A 25,277-nucleotide genomic window follows, 5' to 3' on the forward strand; every position below is an offset into this window, starting at 1 on the left:
TATCCATGGAACTCGCACAGAAGAAGTGCTCGACCTACAAGCCCGGTTCGCCGCCCATCACGCGCAAGGACACGGTCGAGCTCCTCAGGGAAGTACCCGGCTGGTCGCTCGAGAACGGCCACCTGACCCGGACGTTTGAGTTCGATGACAGCAGCCTGTCCATCGAATTCCTCAATGATGTGCTCACCATGGCAACCGATGAGGGGCACCTTCCGGACCTTGCCATGCGGGAGGGAAAGTTTGTGGACGTAGGGTTCTACACGTACCCGGCCGGCGGGCTCACCCTCAACGATTTCATCATGGCCGCAAAGATCAACGAGCGGCGCTATAACGAATAAGGATCCCTCAGATCTTTTTTTGGAGATCCGGACCGGCCAAAACAAGGCCGCGATCTTTTTTACCGCATCCGCGGTCCCGTGATTGCATTCAGGGCCTTCACACGATCGAGCGCTTCCCGCACGAAAACGAACGTGTCCGACCGGGCACCCGATGTATTTCTCCGACGGGAAAAGAGGGCGAAAAAAGACCCATCCTGCCAGGCTCACCCCCCAAAGTGTCGATCCGGACCTCATCTATTCCGGGCCCGATTTGAGCCCGGATGACCCTTTCCGGGGTCCTGTCGGAGCCCGATACGGGCTTCTTTTTAAAATAAGCCTAAATCGGCATTATTTTTGCAATCGGACGAAAAATAAGGCTCAAATATTGGCACTTTTTTGGGCGGATCTCAGCGCCGTTTGGTGTTTGCATGATCCCGGGAAAAGAGGCTGAAAAAAGGCCTTTACGGGCCGTTTACGTGCATTATATGGGGCTCAATTTGGGCTTATTTTAGCGAATGGGGCGATTAAATAGAGTGTTTTCCACACGAACCGGAAAGGAGCATTTTACGAGGAGATTTTGGTGGGAGAGAACCCTCAAACGGGGCTTCGCCCCGTGCCGCATGGGCTTACATCCGAGAGGTGATATCAGGTCAGACCTTGTGAGTGGCTCGCAGAGAAATCAATGATAATATAAAATCGAAATATCCTTTGTTTCAGAAAACAAAAAGGAGATCTTAATCAAACAGGATATCCTACCTCCAGAGGTATTTCCTTGACTCAGATGAACAACGATATCGAAAACCGGCTCTGGGCTGCTGCCGATCAGCTCTGGGCCAATTCCCCGCTCAAACCGTCAGAATTCTCCGGGCCGGTTCTCGGCCTGATCTTTCTCAAATATGCGGATTTCAAGTTCAGTCATGTTGCAGCAGATGTCCAGGCAAAATATACGACATCAAGCCGTCGTACCCCGTCAAAGATCGATTACCAGTCAAGGATCGGGTTATTCATACCGGACAAAGCGCGGTTCTCGTACCTGAAGACATTGCCCGAAGGGGCGGATATCGGTAAAGCGATCAACGACGCGATGAAGCTGATCGAACAGGACAATGAAGATCTCCGCGATGTCCTCCCGAAAAATTACCAGCGGATCGAGAACAGTACGCTTTTTGAACTGATCCGGGTCCTCTCATCAATCCCGGACGATATCGAAGGAGATGCCTTCGGTAAGATCTACGAATATTTCATCGGAAAGTTCGCAATGAAAGAGGGACAAAAGGGTGGGGAGTTCTTCACGCCGACAAGTCTCGTCCGGCTGATTGTTGAAGTGATCGAACCCTACCATGGCCTGATCCTCGACCCTGCATCCGGGTCGGGCGGTATGTTTGTCCAGAGCGCAAAATTTGTAGAGCGGCACAAGAAACAGCCTTCATCAGAAATCTCAATGAATGGTGTCGAGCGGGTGACCGATACTATCCGTCTTGCCAAAATGAACCTCGCCGTGCACGGACTTTCGGGGGATATCCGCGAAGCCAACACCTATTATGAAGATCCGCATGAGTGTTTTGGCAAATTCGATTTCGTGATGGCCAATCCTCCGTTCAATGTCTCGGGTGTGGATAAGGAACGGATCCGGGGAGACCGGCGTTTCGGGCTTGGTATCCCATCAACGGATAACGCGAACTACCTCTGGATCCAGATCTTCTATCATTCCCTGAACGCGAAAGGTCGGGCCGGCTTTGTGATGGCAAACTCGGCGGCAGATGCCCGGGGGACCGAACTGGAGATCCGCAAACAACTGATTAATTCCGGTGCCGTTGATGTGCTGATCAGCATCGGCCCGAACTTTTTCTATACCGTCACGCTGCCCTGCACGCTTTGGTTCTTCGATAAGGCAAAACCAAAGACTGCCAATAAAAATACCGTCCTCTTCATCGATGCCCGGAATATTTTCCGGCAGCTCGACCGGGCACACCGGGACTTCACACCGGACCAAGTTGAGTTCATCGCGAACATTGTCCGACTCCACAGGGGCGAGCCTGTTGAGACATGGTGCGGGAGCGAACCGCAGCTCAAAGAAAAGTTCCCGAAGGGGAAATACCGGGATGTTGCCGGGCTCTGCAAGGTCGCATCGCTTGCCGATATCGAAGCACAGGGCTGGAGCCTGAACCCGGGCCGGTATGTCGGGGTTGCAGAGCGGGCCGGCGATGACGGCGATTTCCATGAGAAACTGGAGGCGCTTAACGAGGAATTGGAGCGGCTCAATGCGGAGGCACGGGTGCTGGAGGAGCGGATTGGGGAGAATGTGGGGAAGATTTTATCGAGCACTCCATGAATAAACTCACAAACCTTAAACCATTAATTTTAGAATCCAAAGATGGCGAATGGGGAAAAGAAGAGCCATTTGGGGATTCTGTAGAGATGATGGTAATTAGAGGAACCGATTTTGAAGAGGTCAAGATCGGTTCATTGAATGATGTCCCCCATCGATTTATTCCTAATATAATCGCACAAAGAAAAAAAATTCGGCCATACGATATTATAATAGAAACGGCCGGTGGTGCAAAAAACCGATCAACTGGTAGAACCCTCTTAATTAAACCCTCAATATTATCTAGATCAAATTGTCCTGTTACTTGCGCAAGTTTCAGTAGATTTATTCGAATAAACCCTCACATGGCATGTTCATCATACATTTATTGGGTAATGCAATATCTTCATAAATTTGAATTCATGTCTCAATATAACACCCAACATACAGGTCTTTCAAGGTTTCAATTTACCATTTTTTCAGAATCAGAAAAATTTCCGCTACCCTCTTTCTCAACCCAACGAAAAATTGCCGTCGTCCTCTCCACGTACGACGACCTCATCGAGAACAACAGCCGGCGCATCAAATGTCTCGAAGAAATAATGCAGGCAATCTACCGCGAGTGGTTCGTCAACTTCCGTTTCCCGGGGCATAAGGGCGTGCGGATGGTGGAGTCGGAACTGGGGCCGGTGCCGGAGGGGTGGGAGGTGAAAACTCTTGACAACATTATGGACTTTCAGGGAGGAGCTCAACCACCAAAGAATGAGTGGAAATACGAACCTCAAAATGGATTTGTTAGAATAATTCAAATCCGGGATTATGACTCGGATCAATATGTTAGCTTTGTTAAAGATTCGGAAGATTTGAGAAAATGTTCGGTTCATGATTTAATGATTGCGAGATATGGAGCTTCTGTTGGACGAATCTGTTTCGGACTTGCAGGTGCATATAATGTTGCCTTGGTAAAAGTGCTACCAAGCAAGGAGTATTATCGAGAATATTTAAGGGCATTTTTAAAGGACGATTTTTTCCAAAAAATGCTAATTGGAATGAGTGGGAGAACTGCTCAAGCTGGTTTTAACAAAACCAATCTTAAGAGTATAAGTTTGGTAGTTCCTAATGACGATAACCTACTAAAAAAGTATGACTATTTATCAAAATTGATGTTGGAAAACATCCTCTTATTAAAAGAGAAAAACCAGAATCTCAACTATACCCGCGATCTCCTACTCACGAAACTCATCAGCGGCGAGTTTGACGTGAGCAGTCTCAATATCAAAATTGCCGAGGCTGAAGCATGAGTATGGCAAATCTTGATCATACTCGAAAAGAATCATTAATACAATTAAACAAATTAGGATCTCTCGCATCATTTAAGACTGGAAAATTGGATTCTAATGCTGCAAAACCCGACGGAAAATATCCTTTTTTCACCTGCGCTAAAACACCTGCTTTAACAAATACTTATTCTTTTGATACCGAATGTGTTCTTCTCGGAGGGAATAACGCAAATGGAATTTATCCACTATTTTATTTTACTGGAAAATTTGAAGCATACCAAAGAACATATGTCATCCAATCTCTTGATGAAACGAAATTATTGAATCGTTATTTGTTCTATTCCCTTCAGTTACAATTAGAGATATTACGAAGTATTTCAACTGGCGCTGCTACAAAATTTTTAACGTTGACAATTTTAAATGAAATTGAAATTCTATTACCCTCAATTTTGACTCAACAAAAAATCGCCTCCATCCTTTCTACCTACGATGACCTCATCGAGAAAAACACATGGCGCATCAAAATTCTTGAAGAGATGGCGCAGGCACTTTATCGCGAGTGGTTCGTCGACTTCCGCTTCCCCGGGCATGAAGGCGTGGGGATGGTGGAATCGGAACTGGGGCTGGTGCCAGAGGGGTGGGAGATACGAAAAATCTCAGAGGTTTGTGAGAAAATTTACAGCGGAGGCACTCCAAATACAAAAATATCGAACTACTGGAACGGGAGTATTCCTTGGCTATCCTCAGGAGAAACTCGTAATCATTACATCATTTCAACGGATAAAACAATTACAATAGACGGCATTTCCAATTCAAGCACCCGATTAGTTAAAGCTGGTACGACAATAATCGCAAGCGCAGGTCAAGGGCAAACGAGAGGGCAAACATCATTCCTCATGCTTGAAAGTTATATTAATCAATCAATAATCGCATTGATCGCTGACGCACGCAAAATATCCGATTTGTATCTCTATTTTAATCTTTCTCGGAGATATCCCGAACTTCGTCAAATATCTGATTCGAACAGTTCGCGGGGAAGTCTGACAACTAAATCGTTTACTGAATTAAAAATTATTGTTCCCCCAAAAGAATTAGTAGAAAAATTTAATGCTCAAATTTCTATTGCTGTTAATCTAATAACTACAATTATCTCTCAAAACGCTAATCTCCGCCGCACCCGCGATCTCCTGCTCCCGAAACTCATCAGCGGCGAGATTGATGTAAGCGATCTTGACATAAAAATTCCCGAGGCTGAAGCATGAATGCAAAAGAGATCCAATTAACCAGATTCCTTGACGGGACAAAACAATTTCTCATCCCGATCTACCAGAGGACTTATCGCTGGGAGCGGGATCAATGTGAGCAGTTATGGAAAGATATTATCAAAGTAGGTTCTGACGAGAAGATTGCAGGTCATTTCATCGGCTCGATCGTCTACATCGAAAAAGGCCAATTCCAGGTCGCATCCCCGCCTCAGCTTTTGGTTATTGATGGTCACCAGCGTCTCACAACGATCTCACTCCTGTTTATTGCCTTGAGCCATCGGATGAGAGATCAAAATATCGAGGGTGAGATCTCCAGCAAGAAGATTCTGAATTATTATCTGTTGAACAGTAATGAAGAGGGGGAGTTGAGGTACAAACTCATCCTTACACGCACCGACAAATCAACTCTTATCGATCTCATTGATGATGCACCACTTAAAGTGCCTGCATCTCATCGGATTATCGAGAATTACAAATTTTTTGAGGACCAGATAAAAAAATCCCCGGTTGACATTTTAACCATCTATAAGGGTATCAAGAAACTGCTGATGGTCGATATCTCGCTTGACCGGACTCAGGATAATCCTCAGAGAATTTTCGAAAGTATGAACTCGACCGGTATGGATCTCACACAGACTGATCTTGTTCGGAATTATATCCTCATGGACCGCGAGATAAACGAGCAGGCGAAATTCTATAATAATTACTGGTATCCTATGGAGCAAAGCTTCGGCCAGGAAGAATATGCTGAACTATTCAACCGGTTCATGCGTGATTACCTGACCATCAAATCACGGGACATCCCGACATTCAGAGGTGTGTATGAAGCGTTCAAATCTTACACAATGGGGATGTCTCCCGAATCCTTTGAACCGTTGCTTGCGGATATAACCAAATATGCAAACTATTATGTCCAGATTTCCCGTGAAAAAGAACCGGATCCTGATCTCCGGGATAGATTTCACGATATTAACGAGTTACGGGTTGAAGTCGCATTCCCGTTCCTGCTCGAAGTCTATGAGGATTACAAACAGGGATTACTCACCCTTGATGACTTCAAAACGATTCTGAACACAGTCGAAAGCTTCGTTTTCCGTCGGGCTATCTGTGGAATCCCAACCAATGCCCTGAACCTCATCTTTGCCAATATCGGAAAAGAAATCGACAAGAAAAATTATGTTGAGAGCTTCCAGGCGAACCTGCTCCTCAAAGATAAGTACAAGCGGTTCCCGAATAATGAAGAATTCAAATCACAGTTCATGATCAAGGATCTCTACCACTATCCCCGGCGAAATTACTGGCTTCGCAAACTGGAAAATTTCCAGCACAAGGAACGAATCAATGTGGAAGAGTACACGATTGAACATATTATGCCTCAGGACGAGAAACTTTCGCCGGAATGGAAATTAGAACTGGGCGAGAACTGGAAAGAGATCCATAAGACACTTCTCCACACTCTCGGCAACCTCACATTAACCGGTTATAACTCCGAATATGGGAAACGCCCCTTCAGAGAGAAGAGGGATATGGATAAAGGTTTCAAGGATAGTCACTTGAGGCTGAATGATGATCTTGCCAAGCTGGACCACTGGAATGAAAGTGAAATTAATAACCGGGCACAACGGCTTGCAGAACTTGCAACTCAGGTCTGGCCATATCCTCAACTTGCTCCGGAGATAGTTCAAAAATACCAGAAAGCCGAAAAATCTCCTGATCTTAAGATATACACTCTGGCAATTCATCCCCATGTTTACGAAGGCGGAAAGAATGAGGAACTGTTCCAACTATTACGAAAACGCATCCTTAATCTCGATGCTTCGGTAACGGAAGAGATCCTTAAAATCTACATCGCGTATAAAACGGATACAAATTTTGTGGATGTTGTTCCGCTTAAATCGCGGTTAAATCTTACACTCAATGTAAAATTTGGTGAGATCCAGGATCCCAAAGGATTGTGCACAGACGTGACTGGTAATAACAAATGGGGCAACGGAGATGTCGAGATCAGGCTCACTTCTGCGAATCAGCTCGACGATGTGATGGCTCTTGTCAAACAGTCTTTTGAAAAGCACAGCGGCATGAACCGCGATTATTCCTGAAAATCATATACAAATACTCTTATTTCCCCCTGCAACATAGTGGGATTATATCTCTACCCGGCAGGTTGTCTAAGTGACACTCGAAGAGTACTCTGAGGACACTCTTGTTGAACAACCTGCCATCGCACTCTTCTCTGAAGATTTGAAATGGGAAACCGCAAACTGTTTCGATGAGACTTTCCTTCCCGGCGGAGGATCGCAGGGCCGGGAAACAACTGCCGAAGTCGTGCTCAAAAAACGTCTCCGCCCGGCGCTTGAACGGCTGAATCAAGATCTGCCCCGCGAAGCAATTGAAGAGGCGGCGAATGAGATCACCCGTGACCGGAGCACGCTGAGCCCGGTCAATGCAAACCGGGAAATTTACCAGCTCATAAAAGAGGGCGTCAAGGTTACGTACAAGAACCCTGAAGGCGAGACCATCAATGAAACCGTTCGGGTGATTGACTGGAACACACCGGAGAACAACGACTTCTTCCTCGCCTCACAATTCTGGATCACGGGAGACCTCTACAAACGCCGGGCCGACATGATCGGTTTTGTCAACGGTATTCCGCTCATCTTTATCGAACTCAAGGCCTCTCACCGGAACCTCAAGCGGGCCTTTGATGATAATCTTCGGGATTACAAGAATTCCATTCCCCAGCTCTTCCGGTATAACGCCCTCATAATCCTTTCAAATGGCAGCGAAAGCAGGATCGGCACTATAACCGCAGAGTGGGAGCATTTCAGTGAATGGAAGCGTATCAGCGAGGAGGACGAAGAAGGTGTTATCTCGCTTGAAACCATGCTGCGGGGCACCTGCGAAAAAGTGCGCCTGCTCGATATCGTTGAAAACTTCACGATTTTTATCGAGATTAAGAAAGGTACTGCCAAGGTAATCGCCAAGAACCACCAGTATCTCGGGGTCAATAACGCTGTAGATGCACTTCGGGGCATCCGGAAAAATCAGGGGAAGCTGGGTGTCTTCTGGCACACACAGGGGAGTGGTAAGAGTTACTCGATGATCTTCTTCTCCAAAAAGGTACTGCGGAAAATTTCCGGCAATTGGACATTTGTTGTCGTTACGGATCGTTTGGAACTCGATGAGCAGATCTACAAAAACTTCGCCGATTCAGGGACGATCCACGAGACAGAAGCCCGGGCAGAAAGCGGAGATGACCTCAAAAAACTGCTCAGCGAGGATCACCGGTATATTTTCACCCTTATCCAGAAATTCCGTACAGAGCCGGGCGCGACCTACCCCGTCATCACGACACGGGACGATATCATTGTCATCGCAGACGAAGCCCACCGCACCCAGTACGATACACTCGCCCTGAATATGCGGACCGCCCTCCCGAATGCAGCTTTTATCGCATTCACCGGCACACCGCTCATAGCAACCGAGGAGAAAACCCGGGAGGTCTTCGGCGATTACGTCAGCGTCTACACTTACCGGCAGTCAACCGATGATGGTGCCACAGTCCCACTCTACTACGAGAACCGGATTCCTGAACTCCAGATCACCAACTTAAAACTCAACGAGGATATGGAGCGGATCATCGAAGAAGCCGAACTTGATCCGGACCAGGAGAAAAAACTCGAACGGGAGTTTTCGCGGGAGTATCACCTGATCACCCGCGATGACCGGCTGGAGCGGATTGCCAAAGATATTGTCACCCATTTCACCGGCCGTGGCTGGCAGGGAAAAGCCATGGTTGTTTCCATCGATAAGGCAACCGCTGTCCGGATGTACGATAAAGTGAAAAAGCACTTGAACGCCCGGATTGCCCACCTTAAGGATCAGAAAAGCCGGGCTCCCGCAGATGAACAGCAGCGGCTTGCATCCACCATCGACATGATGGAAAAGACCGACATGGCCGTTGTCGTTTCCCAGTCCCAGAACGAGATTGAAGACTTAAAGAAAAAGGGCATCGATATCCTCCCGCACCGCACACGGATGGTAAAAGAGGATCTCGCAGAGAAGTTCAAGGATCCTGACGATCCCTTCCGGCTGGTCTTTGTCTGTGCGATGTGGCTGACCGGCTTTGATGCCCCTTCCTGCTCTACCATCTATCTCGACAAACCGATGAAGAACCATACGCTTATGCAGACAATTGCACGGGCGAACCGGGTTTTTGGCGAGAAGAACAACGGACTTATTGTAGATTATTATGGAGTATTCAAAGATCTCCAGCGGGCACTGGCCATCTATGCACCGGGTCTCGGATCGGATGAGACGATGCCCGTACAGGAAAAAGATGCCCTTATTACTCTGCTTCGGGCAACCATTGATGAGACAACCGTGTTCTGTCTGGCTCACGGAATCGAACCAGATACCATCCGTTCTGCGAAAAGTTTCGACAAAGTCAGGTTGGTTGATGACGCAGTCGCGGCAATAATAGTAAACGATGAATCAAAACGTGCGTTCCTGGCACTTGTCAGCCGTATCAATCGTCTTTTCCGGGCCATCAAACCCGACCCGGTTGCCAATGAACTTCTGCCGCTCTGTGGATTGTATCTAGTACTAGGCCTGAAAATCCGTGAATTAGTTCAGCCGCCGAATATTTCGCAGGTAATGGAGGATATCGAGAAACTGCTGGATCGGTCCATTGCCACTGATGGATACGATATCAAAACTCCCGTCATCCTTGATCTCAACCAGCTGGATCTCGAAAAACTGAGTGCGCGATTGCAAAAATCGCGGGAGCAACAGAAACGTCTTGAGGTAGCTCAGCTGCGATCACTTATAGAAAAGAAACTTCACCAGCTCGTGGAAATTAACCGGACAAGAGTCGATTTTCTCATACAATTCCAGAAAATGATAGATGAGTATAATGCCGGAGGATCAACCATCGATGAATTATACAAGAAACTTGTTCATTACACTCAGGGACTCTTTGAAGAAGAAAAACGGGCAATCCGGCAGAACCTTACTGAAGAGGAACTAACCATCTTTGATCTGCTCACAAAACCCAATATCCCATTGACCGAAAAAGAAGCAGACAAGGTAAAAAAAGTAGCTCGAAAGATGCTAAATCGTTTAAAACAGGAAAAGCTCGTGCTTGACTGGCGGAAAAAACAACAAACCCGTGCAGAAGTCCGGTTATGTATTGAGGAATGTCTTGATTATCTTCCGGGGAAATTCGAAAAGCCGTTATTCGAGGAAAAATGCGAGATAGTTTATCAGTATATTTTCGATAAGTATCCGGGTGCAGGTCAGAATGTTGTTTATGGAATGGCATAATTCCGTTGTCTAATGGACTAAAATACTGAATCTCTAAACAACGTTTTTTTCTTCTCACCTTATCAAATTTTTAAAATTTATTTAGATAAGCCCATATCTCATAAGTGACCTCATCCACCTACCAATGACCTCGCTTCAAACTTACGTAATCCACATCGCTAATATCGCATTGATAAAAACACACCGGGGCCAGTTCCGCAAGGATGGTCACGTTCGAGTCCCGGGCCAAAAATCGGCAACCAAATCGACAACCAAATCGACAACCAAATCGACAACCAGAACAGCCGGATCAGGAGCCGCTCACGCCATAATATAGCGGGTGGCCTGGTCGGGTGCTAACCACAAACCCATTGACCCTTGCAAGAAAACCCGGTTTTTACGTATGAAAAAGAATGGCACCCCGAAAGACAATTACCCGGCGGTTCATTCATGGAACTACCTCACGGTCGAAGGCTACTGCATGCTTAACACCGAGTTTGGCATGTGCAGCAGCCAGTACAATTACGAGTTAAAACCGGATGGCTCCTCTGCACGCCGGAAAAACGAGCGCTACGATCCGGCCGCAATACCGGACCCGTTCCCTGACAGCTGCCCCCGATCTGTCCGGCCTTCCTGCATCGGGTGCCGGCATTTTGCATGGTGCGAACCGGAACATGCGATGAGACCCGTGCAGAGCGTCAGGCCACGGACCATCAGGTAATCACAAATTTCACAAAAAAATCATATCAAAAAAATAGATTTTACTGATACTCCGGCGGCTGCACTTTCTGCGGTAATCCGCCCTTGAAGTGCTGCTGGATCTTGCCGTAGTAGTCACGCAGGTTATCGTTCATCGTGGGATGGACCTTCTTCTGCGCATCGTCAAAGTGCCGCTGGGTCACGACCGTCGCACCTTCGCGGAGGGCAAGCATGCCCGCCTCGCGGCAGAGCGATTCGAGATCGGCGCCCACGAAGCCCTCGGTGATCTGCGCAAGGATTGCCACGTGGGAGTCACGCTCGGGGTCGGCAAACACGAGGTCCTTTTCCCGCATCAGCTCGACCAGGCGCCGGCGCCGTACACCCTTGGAAACCCCGCCGCTCCCGCTCCCTTCCTTCGCCGGCACGATCGCGGCCTTGACGGTGGTGGCAGTCACGGTCGTGTCCTTCCCGATCTTCTCGACCAGTTCGGTGAGCATCTCCTCGTTGTAGCCCGCGGTCAGGTCCACGATCTCCTCGAGCACGGAGCCCTCGAGCGGCATGAAAGCCGTGTGGATGCCGATGATCTTCTTCCGGTCCTCGAGCGTCGGCTCGCCGATATACACGAGCCGGTCGAAGCGGCCGGCCCGGAGAAGCGCCGGGTCCACGATGTCCGGGCGGTTGGTCGCCCCCATCACCACGACGTCCTTGAGCTCCTCGAGGCCGTCCATCTCGGTCAGGATCTGGTTGAGCACGTTGTCGCTCACGTGCGAGTCGCTCGAAGTGCCCCGGGCCGGGGCGAGCGCATCGATCTCATCAAAGAAGATGATCGAGGGCGAGACCTGCCGGGCCTTCCGGAAGATCTCGCGCACGGCACGCTCGCTCTCGCCCACCCACTTGGAGAGGAGCTGCGGGCCGCGGACCGGGATGAAGTTTGCCCCGCTCTCGCTTGCCACGGCCTTTGCAATCAGGGTCTTGCCCGTCCCCGGCGGGCCGTACAGGAGCACGCCCCGGGGCGGTTCGATCCCCAGGTCACTGAACCGCTCGTGCTGGGTGAGCGGGAACTCGACCGCCTCGCGGACCTCGAGCTTTGCGGCATCCAGGCCGCCCACGGTCGCCCACTTCACGTGCGAGACCTCGAGCATCACCTCGCGCATCGCGCTCGGGCCCACGTCCCTCTGGGCGCTGCGGAAGTCGCTTGCGAAAACCTTGAGCTTGTCGAGCGTCTCCTGCTCGATCTCTGCCTTGTCAAGGTCGAGCTCAGGCAGGTACCGGCGCAGGGCACGGATCGCGGCCTCACGGGCGAGTGCCGCAAGGTCGGCCCCCACAAACCCGTGGGTCTGCTGGGAGAGCACGTCCAGGCTCACATCGTCGGCAAGAGGCATGCCCCGGGTGTGGATCTTCAAAATCTCGATCCGGTCGGGTTCGCTTGGGACCCCGATCTCGATCTCCCGGTCAAAGCGCCCGGGCCGGCGCAGGGCTGCATCGATCGCATCGACACGGTTTGTGGCGCCGATCACCACGACCTGCCCGCGTTCCTCGAGGCCGTCCATCATGGTGAGGAGCTGGGCCACGACACGGCGCTCCACTTCCCCGGTCACTTCCTCGCGCCGGGGGGCAATCGAGTCGAGCTCGTCGATGAAGATGATCGAGGGAGAGTTCTCGCGGGCCTCCTCGAAGACCTCGCGGAGCCTCTGCTCGCTTTCGCCGTAATATTTCGAGATCACCTCAGGGCCCGCAATCGAGATGAAGTGCGCCCCGCTCTCGCTTGCAACAGCCTTTGCAATCAGGGTCTTGCCCGTTCCCGGAGGACCATAGAGCAGCACGCCCTTGGGCGGCTCGATCCCCAGTTTCTGGAAGAGCTCGGGGTGCCGGAGCGGGAGCTCAATCGTCTCGCGGAGCCGCTGGAGCTCGTCTTTGAGACCACCGATGTCCTCGTACGAGAAGCGCTTCACGCCCTCGAATCCCGCGGCCGGCTTGTCCGAGAACTCCACGCTCGTGTTCTTGGTGATGATCACGGCCTCTTCGGGCTCGATTTCCACCACCTTGAAGGCCACGATCTGCGGCTGGACAAAAGGCAGGCCGAGCATGATCGGGATGGAATCATTTTTTACAACCGGGAAATCCAGGAGGCCGTTCAACACATGCGGGTTGTTTGCGATCGGGATCTTCTTGGGCAGGTCCTCGGGGGGGGCGAGCACCACGCGCCGTGCCTCGATCTCCTCGGAAAGCGTCGATATCTTGACGGCATCCCCGATGCTCACCCCGGCATTGAGCCGGGTGAAGTTGTCGATCCGGATCTTCTTCTGGTTCCAGTCCTCGACAAGCGACCGCCAGACCTTGGCCACGGTCCGGCGTTTCCCTTCGATCACCACGAGGTCCCCGGGTGAGATTTTCAGAAGGAGCATGGTCTCGGGATCGAGCCGCGCCTTTCCCCCGCCCTGGTCACCGGGATACGCGGAATCGACCTTCAGTTGCACTTCAGGCATTACCTTAAAGGTCATATACGCAGGGATTTATAGGTACTGTCAATGCAAGTCCTTGTTTTGGACCCGTTCCACGGCGCAGCAGGGGATATGATCACAGGAGCCCTGCTCGCCTGCGGGGCGGACCGGGAGGCGGTCGTTGCCGCGATGCGGGCCGTGGTCGCCGAGCCCGCCGTGGAGACCGTAACCCGGGCCGGGATCCGGGCCACGAAGGTCCGCACCCATGCCACCCCGGTGCACCGGACGTTCGCGGACGTGGAGAAAAAACTGGACGGGGCTGCCCCGCACGTGCCGGCCGGGGCCCTTGCCATGGCCCGGCGGGTCTTTGCCCGCATCAATGCGGCGGAAGAGTCCGTCCACGGAGAGCATGTCCACTTCCACGAGGTCGGGGCGGACGACGCGATCGCGGACGTTGTCGGCGCCTGCACCGCGCTCTATACACTCGGTGTGGCCGGCGTCGTGATACATCCCATAGCGCTCGGGTCCGGCACCATCACCGGTTCCCACGGCACGATACCGGTCCCGGCACCCGCAACAGCGGCCATCCTTGAAAAATCCGGCCTTGCCGCCTTCCCCGGCAGCGATACGGGCGAGCTCTGCACGCCCACCGGGGCCGCAATCCTTGCCGAGTTTGCCGCGTCCCTGCCGGCCACCCTTGGGACGTACACGATCCTCGCAACCGGTTACGGCGCCGGGACAAAGGATCCCAAAAACGTCCCCAATGTCCTGCGGGCCATGGTGGTGGAGAGCACCGATCTCCCGTTAACGCAGGACACGGTCGATCTCCTTGAAACAAACGTGGACGATGTAAGCGGGGAGATTATCGGCGAGGCCCTCGCCCGGTTTATGGCCGCCGGCGCACGGGACGCGAGCGCGATCCCGATCCTGATGAAGAAAGGCAGGCCGGGGTACCTCGTCACCGTGATTACCTCACCGGCCTCGTCAGCCGATCTCGCAAGGCTCATGGCATGCGAACTCGGAACGCTCGGGGTCCGATGCATCCCGGCCGTTCACCGGTTCGTGGCCGACCGCACCACCGGGACCGTGGAGGTCACCATCGCCGGCCACACGAAAAGCATCCCGGTCAAATACGGGTGGATGGACGGGCGCTGCTACACCGCAAAGCCCGAGTTCGATGCGGCAAAAGACTGGGCGGCTGAACTCGGTCTCCCGGTCCGTGAGGTACTCATGGCCATCAGCGATACCCTCGAAACCCGGGGAAACGCCGGGGGGCAAAGCGACCAATGAAGGCTGACCGGCTGACTACCGGGAACCCTGCCCTCGACCGGCTCCTGGGCGGGGGACTCGAGCTGCGCACCATCACCCAGCTCTACGGCGGGCCGGCGAGCGGGAAGAGCACGATCTGCATGGTCGCTGCCGTCTCCTGCCTGCGGGCCGGGGGATCGGTTGTCTTCCTGGATTCCGAGGGCTTCTCGATCGAGCGGTTCCGGCAGGTGGCAGGTGGCGATGCCACGGCGATCGCGGACCGGCTCTTCCTCTTCGAACCGCTGGACTTCGAGCAGCAGGGGAGCATGATCACCGAAGCGGACAAGGTCCTCCGGCAGCACAAGCCGGGCCTGGTGATCCTCGATTCGGCAACTGCGCTCTACCGCACCGACCTGGAGAAGGGCCGGGACGCCATGCAGATGCTCACCCGGCAGATGCTCCAGGTCCTCGGGTACGCCCGGAGGTACGACCTTGCGGCCATCGTCACCAACCAGGTGTACATGGACACCGCGAAGAATACGTTTGCCGGCCTTGGCGGCACTTCGCTCGAACATATCTCCAAGGCCATTATCCGGCTCGACCGGCTCGATGCGCCCGGGTGGCGGCGGGCAACGCTCGTCAAGCACCGGTCCCGGCCCGAGGGCACCTCGTTCGACTTCGAGATCGTCCAGGACGGGATCCGGGCAAAAGAGTGACCGAAAAGTCCCCGGCCTGAAAACGCCGGTTTATTAATATCTTTTGCCATAGATATTAGTCCGCCAATGGTACTCCGACCGCAGACCGCCGAACTAATCAAAGAGGTCCTCAAGAAAAACCCGCAGGGACTTTCCATCACCGATATTGTCAGGGAGGTCAGCATCAACCGGAACACTGCCGGCCGGTATCTCGAAAAGCTGCTCCTCTCCGGTCAGGTCGAGATGCGCCACTTCGGCATGGCCAAGATCTACGCCCTTGCCAACCGCGTCCCGGTCTCCGCGGTCCTCTCCATCTCCTCCGAGCTCATCCTGCAGCTGGACAGCAGCACCCGGATCGTTTTCATCAACGACGCGTTCGCACGCTTCCTCGGGACCTCAGCAGGCGACCTGACCGGAAAGAACATCGAGTACTCGCCCCTGGTGACCGCCTTTGAGGACATGTATCCGGATTTTCTTGCCCGGGTAAAAAAAGGGCTCGGGGGCACAGAATGGCGGGGGGAGATCGGACCGGCCCGGGACGGCCTCTCCTTCTCCTGCCGGATCGCCCCGACGGCCCTCGATCACGGCCAGAAAGGCGTCTCGGTAATCCTTGAGGATATCACGGAAAAGAAACGCGCCGAGGAGCAGCTCCGCGAGAGCGAGGAGCGGTACCGGCTGCTTGCCGAGTCCTCAAGCGACCTTATCTTTGTGGTCGGGAGAGACGACCGTGTGGAATACGTCAACAGCTATGCTGCCGCGTTTCTTGGCACTACACCAGCGGATATAACCGGGAAGGTCAGGTCGCTCTTCTTCCCTCCTGACGCGGCCCACCGGCAGGAAAAGGCACTGCAGGAGGTTTTTTCCACCGGTAACCCCGTGCACAGCGAAGGGCCGCTCTTTTTGGGGGACAGGATGTGGTGGTTCGACCACAGGCTGGTGGCGCTCAAAAACCCGGACGGATCGGTCCGCTCCGTGCTCGGCATCTCCCGTGACATCACCGAACGGAGGCGATCGGAAGAGGCCCTGCGGGGCAGCGAGGAGCGGTACCGGCGGCTCCTCCAGCGCTCGTTCGACGCAGTGGTAATCCACAGGAACGGGATCGTCACCCTGGCAAACCAGGCCGCGGCCTCGCTCGCGGGGGTTTCGTCACCGGAGGATCTCATCGGGAAACCGATCGAGAGTTTTGTCCACCCGGAGTACCGGGACATGGTCCGCGAACGCATTGCCCTGATGACGGGGAGGGGCGAGCCGGTGGCGGTGGGCATGGCCGAAGAGAAATTTATCCGGTCTGACGGGACAATCGTCGACGCCGAGGTCATTGCCACCAGTTTTATCGACAATGGCGAGCCCGCAGTCCAGGTGGTCTTCCGGGATATCACCCGGCGCCGGGAGCTCTTCGATGCACTGCGCCAGTCCGAGGAAAAATACCGGATTCTCGTGGAGCACAGCCAGAGCGGGGTCTTCATCATCCAGGACCGGGAGATCCTGTACGTCAACTCCGCATTTGCCCGGATCCTGGGCGGGGAACCGGTGGATTTCATCGGGCACGATTTCCGACAGTTCCTTGCCCCGGAGGACCGGGACTGGGTCATCAACCGGGGCCAGAGCCGGCAGCGGGGCGAGCTGGTGCCGGAGACCTACGAGTGCCATCTGCTCAAACGGGACAAAACGACCCGGGTCACCGTCATCCTCGATGCCGGGCTGATCCTGTACCAGGGGGTACCTGCCAGCATGGGCACCATACGCGATATCACGGAGCAGAAACGCTCCGAGCAGGCACTCCGGGAAAGCGAACAGAAGTTCCGGGAATTCGCCGATTTCCTGCCGCAGTCCGTCTGGGAGTGTGATCGCGAGGGTACCCTGACATTTGCAAACCAGGGCAGTTTCGCCATGTACCGGTATCCACGGGAAAACTTCGCAAAAAACCTGAGCATATGGGAGATGATCGACCCAAAGGACCGGGACCGGCTCTCTGCCATGTTTGAAAACACCATAACGCAACCCATTGACCCGTTCATCTCCACCTTCGAGCATACCGCCCTGCGTAAGGACGGGAGCACCTTCCCGGTAAAAACCTATGTCTCCCCGATTATCAGCAACGGCGGGATCACCGGGCTGAGGGGGATCGGGATCGACATGACCGAGCAGAAGCAGGCCGAGAAGGCGTTCCACGAGAGCAGGGATATGCTCCAGGCCATCTTCGATTCCACCTTCCAGTTTACCGGGTTGATGACTCCCAACGGGATTCTTATCGATGCCAACCGCACGGCCCTGGACTTTACCGGCGCAACGCGGGAGGACGTTCTTTCCCGCCCCTTCTGGGAGACGCGGTGGTGGCAGGGGAACAAGGACCGGGTGCAGCGGCTCAAAGAGGCAGTTGCCCGGGCAGCAAAGGGCACCTTTGTCCGGTACGAGACTACGGTCCAGGGGGCAGGCACGGCCACGATGGAGATCGATTTTTCCTTAAAACCGGTCTTCGATCCGGAGGGCAAGGTCCGGCTGCTGATTGCCGAGGGCCGGGACATTACGGAGCGGTCAAAAGCTGACGAGGCGCTGCGGGCAAGCGAGGACCGGTTCCGGCGGATCTTCGAGGACGGGCCGCTGGGGATGTCCATTGTGGACACGAACCGCCGGTTTGTCTCGGTGAACCGGATGAGCTGCGAAATGTTCGGCTATACGGAACAGGAGCTGCTGGGAAGAACGATCGAGGAGTTTACCCATCCGGACCACCACAAAGATGACGCCCGTGAGATGCGGAGGCTCTACGAGGGCGCCATCCCCCTTTACCGTACCCGGAAGCGGTACATCCGCAAAGACGGCTCAACGTTCTGGGGTTCGCTGACCGTGAGCCCGCTGCGGGACCGGACAGGAAAGATCGTTTTCACGATGGGGCTGATCGAGGAGATCCCGGAGGCAGAACCGGACGAGGGGCAGTAGCGCCGGCGGCGATTTTACATCCCGTATTCTCACTGGAGACAGCATGAAGGGTAATTTTGGCGGGGTTTTAGTCGAAAACAAAACAGCGACAGAGAACTTTTTTCTCGCGGATCTCCTCACGCCAGCTCTGCCCCCGGGGGGGCGCATGGCGTTTGCGATGACGTGGTATTACCGCGATCGGGAGATATGCCGGTACAGGTGATACGGCACTATCGCAAAGGGGGAGGCCCATGCGGCGGGGGCGAGGGCTTGCCGGAGCCCTAAAGAGCGTCCGTAACCCCAAAGGAAAAATTCTGCAAAGCGAGAAAAAAAGAGTCCGGATCAGTACACAATCACGCCGGCAAAGACCGTGACCGCCGGGCCTTCCATCTTTGTGCCGCCCTCAAAGGAGATCGTGAGCGGGCCGCCTCTGGTCTCTACCTGGACCGGCCCTTTCATGTACCCGAGGTGGTGCACGACCGCTGCACTTGCAGTTGCCCCGGTCCCGCAGGAGAGGGTCTCGTCCTCTACGCCGCGCTCGTAGGTGCGGACACGTATCGAATCGTCGCCGGTCTTCTGGACAAAATTCACGTTTGCGCCCTCGGGGAGCGTGGCGTGGCGCCGGATGGGAGGGGCCGCCGCGGCAATGTCCACGCTGTCCACTGCATCGACGAGGATTACTGCATGGGGAACACCGGTGTTGACCGCGTAGACTTCGAATCCCCCGATCTGCTCGTGGTACTCGCCGTCCCCGGTGGCCGGGATATCTTTCCGTTCAAACTTCGGCTCGGGCATGCTGATGATCGCGGTAAAGTCCTCGTCTGTGTACCGGGCCTCGACTCCCACCGGGCCGGCCAGGGTTTCGACCGTGAAGCGCTCCTTGACATACCCGGCATCGAACGCGTACTTGGCCAGGCACCGGACACCGTTCCCGCACATCTCAGCCTCGCTTAAGTCCGGCTGGAGGATCCGCATCCGGATATCGCTTGTGGTGGACTTTGAGAGGAAGAGGACCCCGTCCGCCCCGATCCCGAGCCTCCGGTCACAGTACAGTGCGGCGAACTCCGCTTTCATCTCGTCGGGAATGACCGTCCTCTCGTGCTCGTCGATGAGGACGAAGTCATTGCCATTCCCGTGTAACTTGGTAAAGGGTATCTCCATGGGTCTGCCCCCGACAGCCGTGCACATCCCCCGTATCCGGGGGCGCCGGCCGTTCTGCTGAGTACACCTGAGATTTTTTCGTGAATAAACGCATCGCCCCCTTACGGGGGAGAGCGTACCTGCTCACTCCCCGTTCGGGCTTTCCGGCCCGAAGGTTTCGTGGAACGTATTGATCCCCCAGCCCAGGTAATCCCGGATGATCACGTAGGCCATCTGCGGGGGAATCGCGCCCTGCTCGGTCACGATCAGGTCGACATATTCTGCGGGGGTTACGTCGAACGCCGGGTTCCGGACCGTCACATGGGGGAGTGTCCGGGCGATCTCGTCGGCAAGCACTTCACTTCCCGCCCGTTCTTCGATCCGGATGAGCTCGCCCAGGATCGTGCGGGGCGCAAACTTGTAGGTCTCGGCAGCCACGATCACGTTCACCCGTGCCTCCTTTGCCGAATGGGCAACCTGGGCCGTCCCGATCTTGTTGACCACCGCCCCGTTCACGGTCACCGCATCGGCCCCGACCACCACGAGATCAATGTCATGGATGAAGGACCGGACCGCGGAGTCCACGATGAAGTTTGTCTTTATCCCCGCATCGTTCAGGGTCCGGATCGTAATGAGCCCCTGGTTCCGGGGCCGGACCTCGGTGGCGAAGACCTCGATCTCCTTGCCCTGCCTATGGGCCTCAGTGATGCAGGCAAGCGCTACCTCCGAGTTGCAGTGGGTGAGGATCGTATCCCCGTCACGGATGTGGCTTGCCCCGAACACGGCGATCTGCTCCACGGCATGCTGGGACGAGCGGATAAAATCGTCAGCACGCCGGACCACACCGGCCTGTGCCTCCTCTGCAGTGGTGGCGCCCTCGAGACCGGCCATCACGATGTGGACGGCGTTCGGAAGCGAGACCGCGGTCGGGCGGGTGGCAAGAAGGAGCGCTGCGGCACGCTCCATTTCCTGCCGGAACGCACCTGCATCCCGCGCCGGGACGGCAAGCGCATGGTCCCGGAGGGCCTCTGCAACTGCCCGCCCGATCCGTCCTGCCCCCCGGATCTCCATGCTCTTTATCTTCTCGGCAGTTTCAGGTACGATCATCATTACGTTCTTCAATGGAAAGGGAAGATAAATAGAGTTTGCTCTCGGGGTGAAATGATGACGGTGGCAGTGGTTTTTGACAGTGCCGGGACGCTCCTTTCCACCTACCGGGTGGCAAAGGACGTGGCAGGGCAGGTGCTGATGCCCGGGGTCGAGACCACCACCCTCACCTTTGCATCGATGGAACGGGTCCTGATCGTACTGCCGGTCCATTCCAAGCATATCATCACGGCCCCGCCGGCAATGCTCCTTTCTGCCTACCTTGCCGAGAACAAGGTCGGTTTTGGCATCAGCTGCACGAGAAAGATCCTGACTGCTGATGATATCGGTGACCTGCTCTATGCCGACAAAAAGGCCACCGTCGGGGACCTCCAGGAATGCATCAGGAACGTCTGGGGTGTCTGCCGGGGGGAGATCATGCTCACCCTCAACAGCGGTGCGATCCTCAACATGGCACAGCGGTCCGTTGAATTCACCATCACGGCCGGCGGCTGGCCGTTCGAAGGAGCAAAGGAGGCGATCACCGCCCTGCACCGGATGGGCATCCCTGCGTTTATCGCTTCCGGGGACCGGTCGACCAAGCTCGAGATCATGGCCGATCACCTCGGTATCCCCCGCGACCGGGTGTACGGCGTGGCAACACCGAGTGTCAAGGCGCAGATCGTCTCGGACTTAAAAAAAGAGTACGACCACGTGGTCATGGTCGGTGACGGGATCAACGATCTCGCTGCATTTCACGCGGCCGACACCGCTATCCTCACCGTGCAGCAGGCCGCAGACCGCCCCAGGGAGCTCTTCGAAACCGCCGATCACGTGATCCACCATGTCCGGGACGTGCTGCCCATCATCGATGGACTGGCCGGATCGGTTACTTCCCGATCGTGACGGGGACGAGTATCATATAAAAGGTAATATGACACCTCTGTCACATTAGGTACAAGGGAATTATGAAGCCTCCACTGATCACGGTCGATAACATCAGCATGGACTTTGACGGCACCCATGCCCTCAAAAATATCTCCTTTGAGATCGCCGAGGGAGAGATCCTCGGGATCATCGGGAGGAGTGGCGCCGGCAAGACCGTGCTGATGCACCTCATGAGAGGGGTGGAACAACCGCCCACGGGCGGCAGGATCATCTACCACGTCTCCGCCTGTCCCGCCTGCGATTACATGGATGTAGCTAGCTCTGCCGGCAAACCCTGCCCGCATTGCGGTGCAACGCTTGCAGCGCTGGATGTGGATCTCTGGAACGAGACAAACGAGAAGCTGAAGCGGCGGGTGATGCGGCGCACCGCGATCATGTTCCAGCGGACCTTTGCCCTCTATGGCGATGACCGCGTGATCGAGAATGTCCTTCATGCACTCGACGATATCGATTACCCGCAGGAGAAGGCCATCAACCGGGCAGCTGACCTCATCGACCAGGTCCGGCTCTCCCACCGGATGATGCATATCGCCCGTGACCTTTCGGGCGGCGAAAAGCAGCGGGTGGTGCTCGCCCGGCAGCTCGCAAAGGAGCCCTTCATGCTCTTTGCCGATGAACCGACCGGCACGCTGGACCCCGGTACGGCAAAGATCGTCCACTCGATGCTCACCGAGGCAGCAAAGACGAACAACATGGGCATGGTCGTGACCTCCCACTTCTCGCAGGTGATCGAGGACGTGGCGAGCCGTGCCATCCTGCTCGTTGACGGCGCAATCGCAAAGATCGGGACGCCAAAGGAGGTAATCGCCCAGTTCATGACCGGTGCCGAGGATACGGAGACGTTCGAACATGCCGAAGCGGGGGAGAAAATTGTCGAAGCCCGCGACCTGATCAAACGCTATATCTCTGTCGACCGGGGCGTGGTCAGGGCGGTCAACGGTGTCAGTTTCGAGGTCTACACAAAAGAGATTTTCGGCATCATCGGGAAGAGCGGTGCCGGGAAGACGACCCTGTCCGGGATAGTCGCCGGCCTGATTGAACCTACCAGCGGCGAGATCAATATCAAGATCGGTGACGACTGGGTGGACATGACCAAGCCCGGTGTCAACCAGCGGGGACGGGCCAAGGAATACATCGGCCTATTACATCAGGAATACGACCTCTACCCGCACCGGACGGTACTCGACAACCTGACCGATGCCATCGGCCTCGAGTTCCCCAAGGAACTGGCCATGAGAAAGGCGATGGTCACGCTGAAAATGGCCGGGTTCTCCGATGATAAGAGCAGGGATATCCTTGACCGGATGCCGGCCCAGCTCTCGGAGGGGGAGCGCCACCGCGTTGCGCTCGCCCAGGTGCTGATCCGGGAGCCCAAGATCGTAATTCTCGACGAGCCCACGGGCACCATGGACCCGATCACGAAAATTGATGTCAAGCATTCCATCATGCACTCGCGGGACGAGATTGACGAGACGTTCATCGTGGTCTCCCACGACATGGAATTCGTGCGGGACACCTGTGACCGGATCGCCCTGATGAGGGGCGGGAAGATTGTCGAGATCGGGAAGACTGCCGAGGTGCTCGCCCACCTGACCGAGGACGAACGCAGGATCATGAGCCAGCCGACTGCCTGAGCACGGGGGCTTGTATGATCCGTGTCCACCTTGACGGGGAACTCCGTGAAGTAGGCGAAGGCAGCACGCTCGGGGATCTTATCCCGGCACACCCCCCAGCCTGTGCCGTTGCCATCATCCGGCCGGCCACCAAAGAGCAGGAGAAGACCGAGAATATCACGGTCACCACCACGGCCGGCGAGATCACAATCGAGCTTGCCGGTGCTAATGTCGAGGTACTGGAGCATCCGGAAAAGGCGGCCGGCCTTGGCCTGCACTGGACGGACCGGTACGCGGCAGCGTTCGGGCCTTTTGCCTCTGCCATCCGCCCGGAACGCAAGCCCCGGCTCTACGAGCGGGGGGACGTCATCCTCGGGTGCGGGGGATATGACCCCAAGACCTCGTACCTCCTTTTCTCGAAAAGCCGCCATGTCGCCGACCACGGTGCCGATGAGACCGGCGGCGTTGTCGGCAGGGTTGTCAGCGGGAAGGCCGTGCTGGACCGGTGGACGACCGGGGACAAAATACTAAAAGCCGAGGCTGTCATCAGCTGGGCGGACACCAGCAGGTCGTTTACTACCACCGACCACAGCCTTGTGCTCGAAGACGGGATGCTGGTAGTGACCCGGATTAAGGTTACGGCACAGGGATACAGCGGGGAGAAGATCACGACCGAAGCGGCAGGCAGTGTCGAGCACATGCTTGTGGCCCTCGAGTCCGGGACCTTCACCGTTGGACGTGCCACCAGCACCCATATTCTTGACAGCCGCCTTGTCGGCACCGCGGTGCCGGCGCAGTTCAAGCGGCCCCGGCGCGAAGGCACCGTCACCGTACGAACCGGCGGGCCGTCGGTCGGCGGCGTGTACATTTACCGGGCGGATGTCCCCAGCAGCCCGGCCCACAGTGTTGTCGGGCAGGTGGTGCACGGGATCGAACTTGCAAAACTCGCCAAAGAGGGCGATGTCATCTCCCTTACGGTCGTGCCTGCCCGGATCGATCTCCTGGGCCTGCCGGTGGACGAGGCAAAGAAGAGAGCTGCGGAGTGCGGGATCGCGTTTTCCATCGATACCGACAACAGGGACCGGATCGTGGTCTCGCAGGAACCGGGGACAACTCTCGACGTGCTTGCAGAGAAGGCGGTAAAGGTGACGACCGCCCCGATCGACCAGGTGATTGACATTGTCCTTGACGATACACATGCACCGGCAAGCTGCGATATCTTCCGGCACCTCACGGGGCTCGCCGAACACGACGCCGGCATGATGCCGGCCTTTTTTGTCTTTGACGATGTCTTCCTCTTCAAGCCCAAGGTCCCGACCACGATCCGGATCAATCCCGAGAACTGCCCGACCGGCGAGGTCCCGGCCGCTACCCTGGCGATCACCAACGATGCACGCAAAGGAGCGGGCCTTGTCGGGGTACGCCTGTCAGCGAACCGGGAGTTTGGGCCGACCTCGGAGCCATTTGAGGGCACCAATATCATCGGACGGGTGATCGATACGGAGAAACTCAAAAAAGTCAGGGAGCGGCAGATGGTGTATATCCGCGAGGTACAATCATGACCGATTATAATCCGTCGTATGCCGGGACCGTGACCCGGTACGTGGTAGTGGAATCGTTCACGGTGACCCCTTCGGACGTGGCGATCCGGGCGTACGAGGTGGCAAAGGGCGTGATGATCAAGGAGAACTGTTTTGGCCTGGTCATCATGGGAAAGGAAGACGATGTCAATCGCGTGATCGCCGAGGTGAGAAAAATGGACCCGGCCCATATCTTTGTCAAAGACCGCGGCTTCCCGCCCGGGGACGCCCGGAGGTGCCGGGCAACGCTCGGCGGCGCCCGGCCAGGTTTCCACGGCATTGAGTTCGAAATGACCATCCTTCCTTACGTCTCCCGTGGTCTCGAAACGCTGGACACCCGCGAAGCCGCCACTGTGCCGGCCCCGCAGTCCCTGCAGAACGCCCCCCGGCTTGACGTATACCGCTTAAAGAAAATGATCGACGCACAGGAGCCCTGA

17 protein-coding genes are annotated in these 25,277 nt (G+C 55.3%); 14 read left to right on the forward strand and 3 right to left on the reverse strand.

Annotated features, from left to right (window positions below; translation table 11 throughout):
• Positions 1 to 5 precede the first annotated feature (5 nt).
• The 7 genes from VMS83_RS00740 to VMS83_RS00770 all read left to right on the forward strand — a co-directional run bounded on the left by VMS83_RS00740 (position 6) and on the right by VMS83_RS00770 (position 11,195).
• Positions 6 to 338: a 4a-hydroxytetrahydrobiopterin dehydratase gene (locus VMS83_RS00740; protein ID WP_325408883.1), complete on the forward strand. Its 333-nt coding sequence runs from the start codon at positions 6 to 8 to the stop codon at positions 336 to 338.
• A 760-nt stretch (positions 339 to 1,098) separates the two neighbouring features.
• Positions 1,099 to 2,649: a class I SAM-dependent DNA methyltransferase gene (locus VMS83_RS00745; RefSeq protein ID WP_325409119.1), complete on the forward strand. Its 1,551-nt coding sequence runs from the start codon at positions 1,099 to 1,101 to the stop codon at positions 2,647 to 2,649.
• The gene (locus tag VMS83_RS00750) at positions 2,646 to 3,926 is read left to right on the forward strand and encodes a restriction endonuclease subunit S (protein WP_325408885.1); all 1,281 of its coding nucleotides are present in this window, start codon (positions 2,646 to 2,648) and stop codon (positions 3,924 to 3,926) included. Before VMS83_RS00745 ends, VMS83_RS00750 begins: the two co-directional genes overlap by 4 nt.
• A gap of 2 nt (positions 3,927 to 3,928) precedes the next feature.
• A complete protein-coding gene (locus tag VMS83_RS00755; protein ID WP_325408886.1) occupies positions 3,929 to 5,167 on the forward strand; it encodes a restriction endonuclease subunit S in 1,239 nt (412 codons plus the stop codon).
• Positions 5,164 to 7,269: a DUF262 and DUF1524 domain-containing protein gene (locus VMS83_RS00760; protein ID WP_325408887.1), complete on the forward strand. Its 2,106-nt coding sequence runs from the start codon at positions 5,164 to 5,166 to the stop codon at positions 7,267 to 7,269. Before VMS83_RS00755 ends, VMS83_RS00760 begins: the two co-directional genes overlap by 4 nt.
• Before the next feature lie 73 nt (positions 7,270 to 7,342).
• Entirely contained in the window at positions 7,343 to 10,495 is a 3,153-nt protein-coding gene (locus VMS83_RS00765) for a type I restriction endonuclease subunit R (protein ID WP_325408888.1), read from the forward strand.
• Between the two features lie 382 nt (positions 10,496 to 10,877).
• Positions 10,878 to 11,195 (forward strand): hypothetical protein, encoded by a 318-nt coding sequence (locus tag VMS83_RS00770; RefSeq protein WP_325408890.1) that lies wholly within the window; start codon positions 10,878 to 10,880, stop codon positions 11,193 to 11,195.
• A gap of 40 nt (positions 11,196 to 11,235) precedes the next feature.
• Here the strand turns inward: VMS83_RS00770 and VMS83_RS00775 are convergent, their stop codons facing one another.
• Positions 11,236 to 13,659, reverse strand: a complete 2,424-nt coding sequence (locus tag VMS83_RS00775) for a CDC48 family AAA ATPase (RefSeq protein ID WP_325408892.1) — start codon at positions 13,657 to 13,659, stop codon at positions 11,236 to 11,238.
• A 42-nt stretch (positions 13,660 to 13,701) separates the two neighbouring features.
• Here VMS83_RS00775 and larC point away from each other — a divergent pair, with 42 nt between their 5' ends.
• From larC to VMS83_RS00790, 3 genes are all read left to right on the forward strand, one after another.
• Positions 13,702 to 14,904, forward strand: coding sequence for a nickel pincer cofactor biosynthesis protein LarC (larC, locus tag VMS83_RS00780; protein WP_325408894.1), 1,203 nt, complete (start codon positions 13,702 to 13,704; stop codon positions 14,902 to 14,904).
• Positions 14,901 to 15,578, forward strand: coding sequence for a DNA repair and recombination protein RadB (gene radB / locus VMS83_RS00785; protein ID WP_325408896.1), 678 nt, complete (start codon positions 14,901 to 14,903; stop codon positions 15,576 to 15,578). Before larC ends, radB begins: the two co-directional genes overlap by 4 nt.
• Before the next feature lie 66 nt (positions 15,579 to 15,644).
• Positions 15,645 to 18,494: a PAS domain S-box protein gene (locus tag VMS83_RS00790; RefSeq protein ID WP_325408898.1), complete on the forward strand. Its 2,850-nt coding sequence runs from the start codon at positions 15,645 to 15,647 to the stop codon at positions 18,492 to 18,494.
• A gap of 321 nt (positions 18,495 to 18,815) precedes the next feature.
• Here the strand turns inward: VMS83_RS00790 and dapF are convergent, their stop codons facing one another.
• A complete protein-coding gene (dapF, locus tag VMS83_RS00795) occupies positions 18,816 to 19,634 on the reverse strand; it encodes a diaminopimelate epimerase (protein WP_325408900.1) in 819 nt (272 codons plus the stop codon).
• Between the two features lie 123 nt (positions 19,635 to 19,757).
• Complete coding sequence (locus VMS83_RS00800) at positions 19,758 to 20,720, reverse strand: ribose 1,5-bisphosphate isomerase (protein WP_325409121.1); 963 nt, start codon at positions 20,718 to 20,720, stop codon at positions 19,758 to 19,760.
• A gap of 54 nt (positions 20,721 to 20,774) precedes the next feature.
• Here VMS83_RS00800 and VMS83_RS00805 point away from each other — a divergent pair, with 54 nt between their 5' ends.
• From VMS83_RS00805 to VMS83_RS00820, 4 genes are all read left to right on the forward strand, one after another.
• The gene (locus VMS83_RS00805; protein ID WP_414674896.1) at positions 20,775 to 21,605 is read left to right on the forward strand and encodes an HAD family hydrolase; all 831 of its coding nucleotides are present in this window, start codon (positions 20,775 to 20,777) and stop codon (positions 21,603 to 21,605) included.
• Positions 21,606 to 21,667: 62 nt separating this feature from the next.
• Complete coding sequence (atwA, locus tag VMS83_RS00810; RefSeq protein ID WP_325408902.1) at positions 21,668 to 23,281, forward strand: methyl coenzyme M reductase system, component A2; 1,614 nt, start codon at positions 21,668 to 21,670, stop codon at positions 23,279 to 23,281.
• A gap of 14 nt (positions 23,282 to 23,295) precedes the next feature.
• Positions 23,296 to 24,822 carry a methyl-coenzyme M reductase-associated protein Mmp3 gene (gene mmp3 / locus VMS83_RS00815; RefSeq protein WP_325408904.1) on the forward strand — a complete coding sequence of 509 codons (1,527 nt, stop codon included), beginning with the start codon at positions 23,296 to 23,298 and terminating at the stop codon, positions 24,820 to 24,822.
• Positions 24,819 to 25,277: a methanogenesis marker 6 protein gene (locus VMS83_RS00820; RefSeq protein WP_325408906.1), complete on the forward strand. Its 459-nt coding sequence runs from the start codon at positions 24,819 to 24,821 to the stop codon at positions 25,275 to 25,277. Before mmp3 ends, VMS83_RS00820 begins: the two co-directional genes overlap by 4 nt.

The organism is Methanoregula sp. (assembly GCF_035543475.1).
Lineage (GTDB): Archaea > Halobacteriota > Methanomicrobia > Methanomicrobiales > Methanospirillaceae > Methanoregula.

What these genes read in the sequence shown, in the direction of transcription:
- VMS83_RS00755 (WP_325408886.1), top strand. Translation starts at nt 3,929, where the DNA reads ATGGCAAATCTTGATCATACTCGAAAAGAATCATTAATACAATTAAAC.
- dapF (WP_325408900.1), bottom strand. Translation starts at nt 19,634, where the DNA reads ATGGAGATACCCTTTACCAAGTTACACGGGAATGGCAATGACTTCGTC.
- VMS83_RS00805 (WP_414674896.1), top strand. Translation starts at nt 20,775, where the DNA reads ATGATGACGGTGGCAGTGGTTTTTGACAGTGCCGGGACGCTCCTTTCC.
- atwA (WP_325408902.1), top strand. Translation starts at nt 21,668, where the DNA reads ATGAAGCCTCCACTGATCACGGTCGATAACATCAGCATGGACTTTGAC.
- VMS83_RS00750 (WP_325408885.1), top strand. Translation starts at nt 2,646, where the DNA reads ATGAATAAACTCACAAACCTTAAACCATTAATTTTAGAATCCAAAGAT.
- VMS83_RS00740 (WP_325408883.1), top strand. Translation starts at nt 6, where the DNA reads ATGGAACTCGCACAGAAGAAGTGCTCGACCTACAAGCCCGGTTCGCCG.
- VMS83_RS00745 (WP_325409119.1), top strand. Translation starts at nt 1,099, where the DNA reads ATGAACAACGATATCGAAAACCGGCTCTGGGCTGCTGCCGATCAGCTC.
- VMS83_RS00770 (WP_325408890.1), top strand. Translation starts at nt 10,878, where the DNA reads ATGAAAAAGAATGGCACCCCGAAAGACAATTACCCGGCGGTTCATTCA.
- mmp3 (WP_325408904.1), top strand. Translation starts at nt 23,296, where the DNA reads ATGATCCGTGTCCACCTTGACGGGGAACTCCGTGAAGTAGGCGAAGGC.
- VMS83_RS00790 (WP_325408898.1), top strand. Translation starts at nt 15,645, where the DNA reads ATGGTACTCCGACCGCAGACCGCCGAACTAATCAAAGAGGTCCTCAAG.
- VMS83_RS00775 (WP_325408892.1), bottom strand. Translation starts at nt 13,659, where the DNA reads ATGCCTGAAGTGCAACTGAAGGTCGATTCCGCGTATCCCGGTGACCAG.
- VMS83_RS00760 (WP_325408887.1), top strand. Translation starts at nt 5,164, where the DNA reads ATGAATGCAAAAGAGATCCAATTAACCAGATTCCTTGACGGGACAAAA.
- larC (WP_325408894.1), top strand. Translation starts at nt 13,702, where the DNA reads ATGCAAGTCCTTGTTTTGGACCCGTTCCACGGCGCAGCAGGGGATATG.
- radB (WP_325408896.1), top strand. Translation starts at nt 14,901, where the DNA reads ATGAAGGCTGACCGGCTGACTACCGGGAACCCTGCCCTCGACCGGCTC.
- VMS83_RS00820 (WP_325408906.1), top strand. Translation starts at nt 24,819, where the DNA reads ATGACCGATTATAATCCGTCGTATGCCGGGACCGTGACCCGGTACGTG.
- VMS83_RS00800 (WP_325409121.1), bottom strand. Translation starts at nt 20,720, where the DNA reads ATGATCGTACCTGAAACTGCCGAGAAGATAAAGAGCATGGAGATCCGG.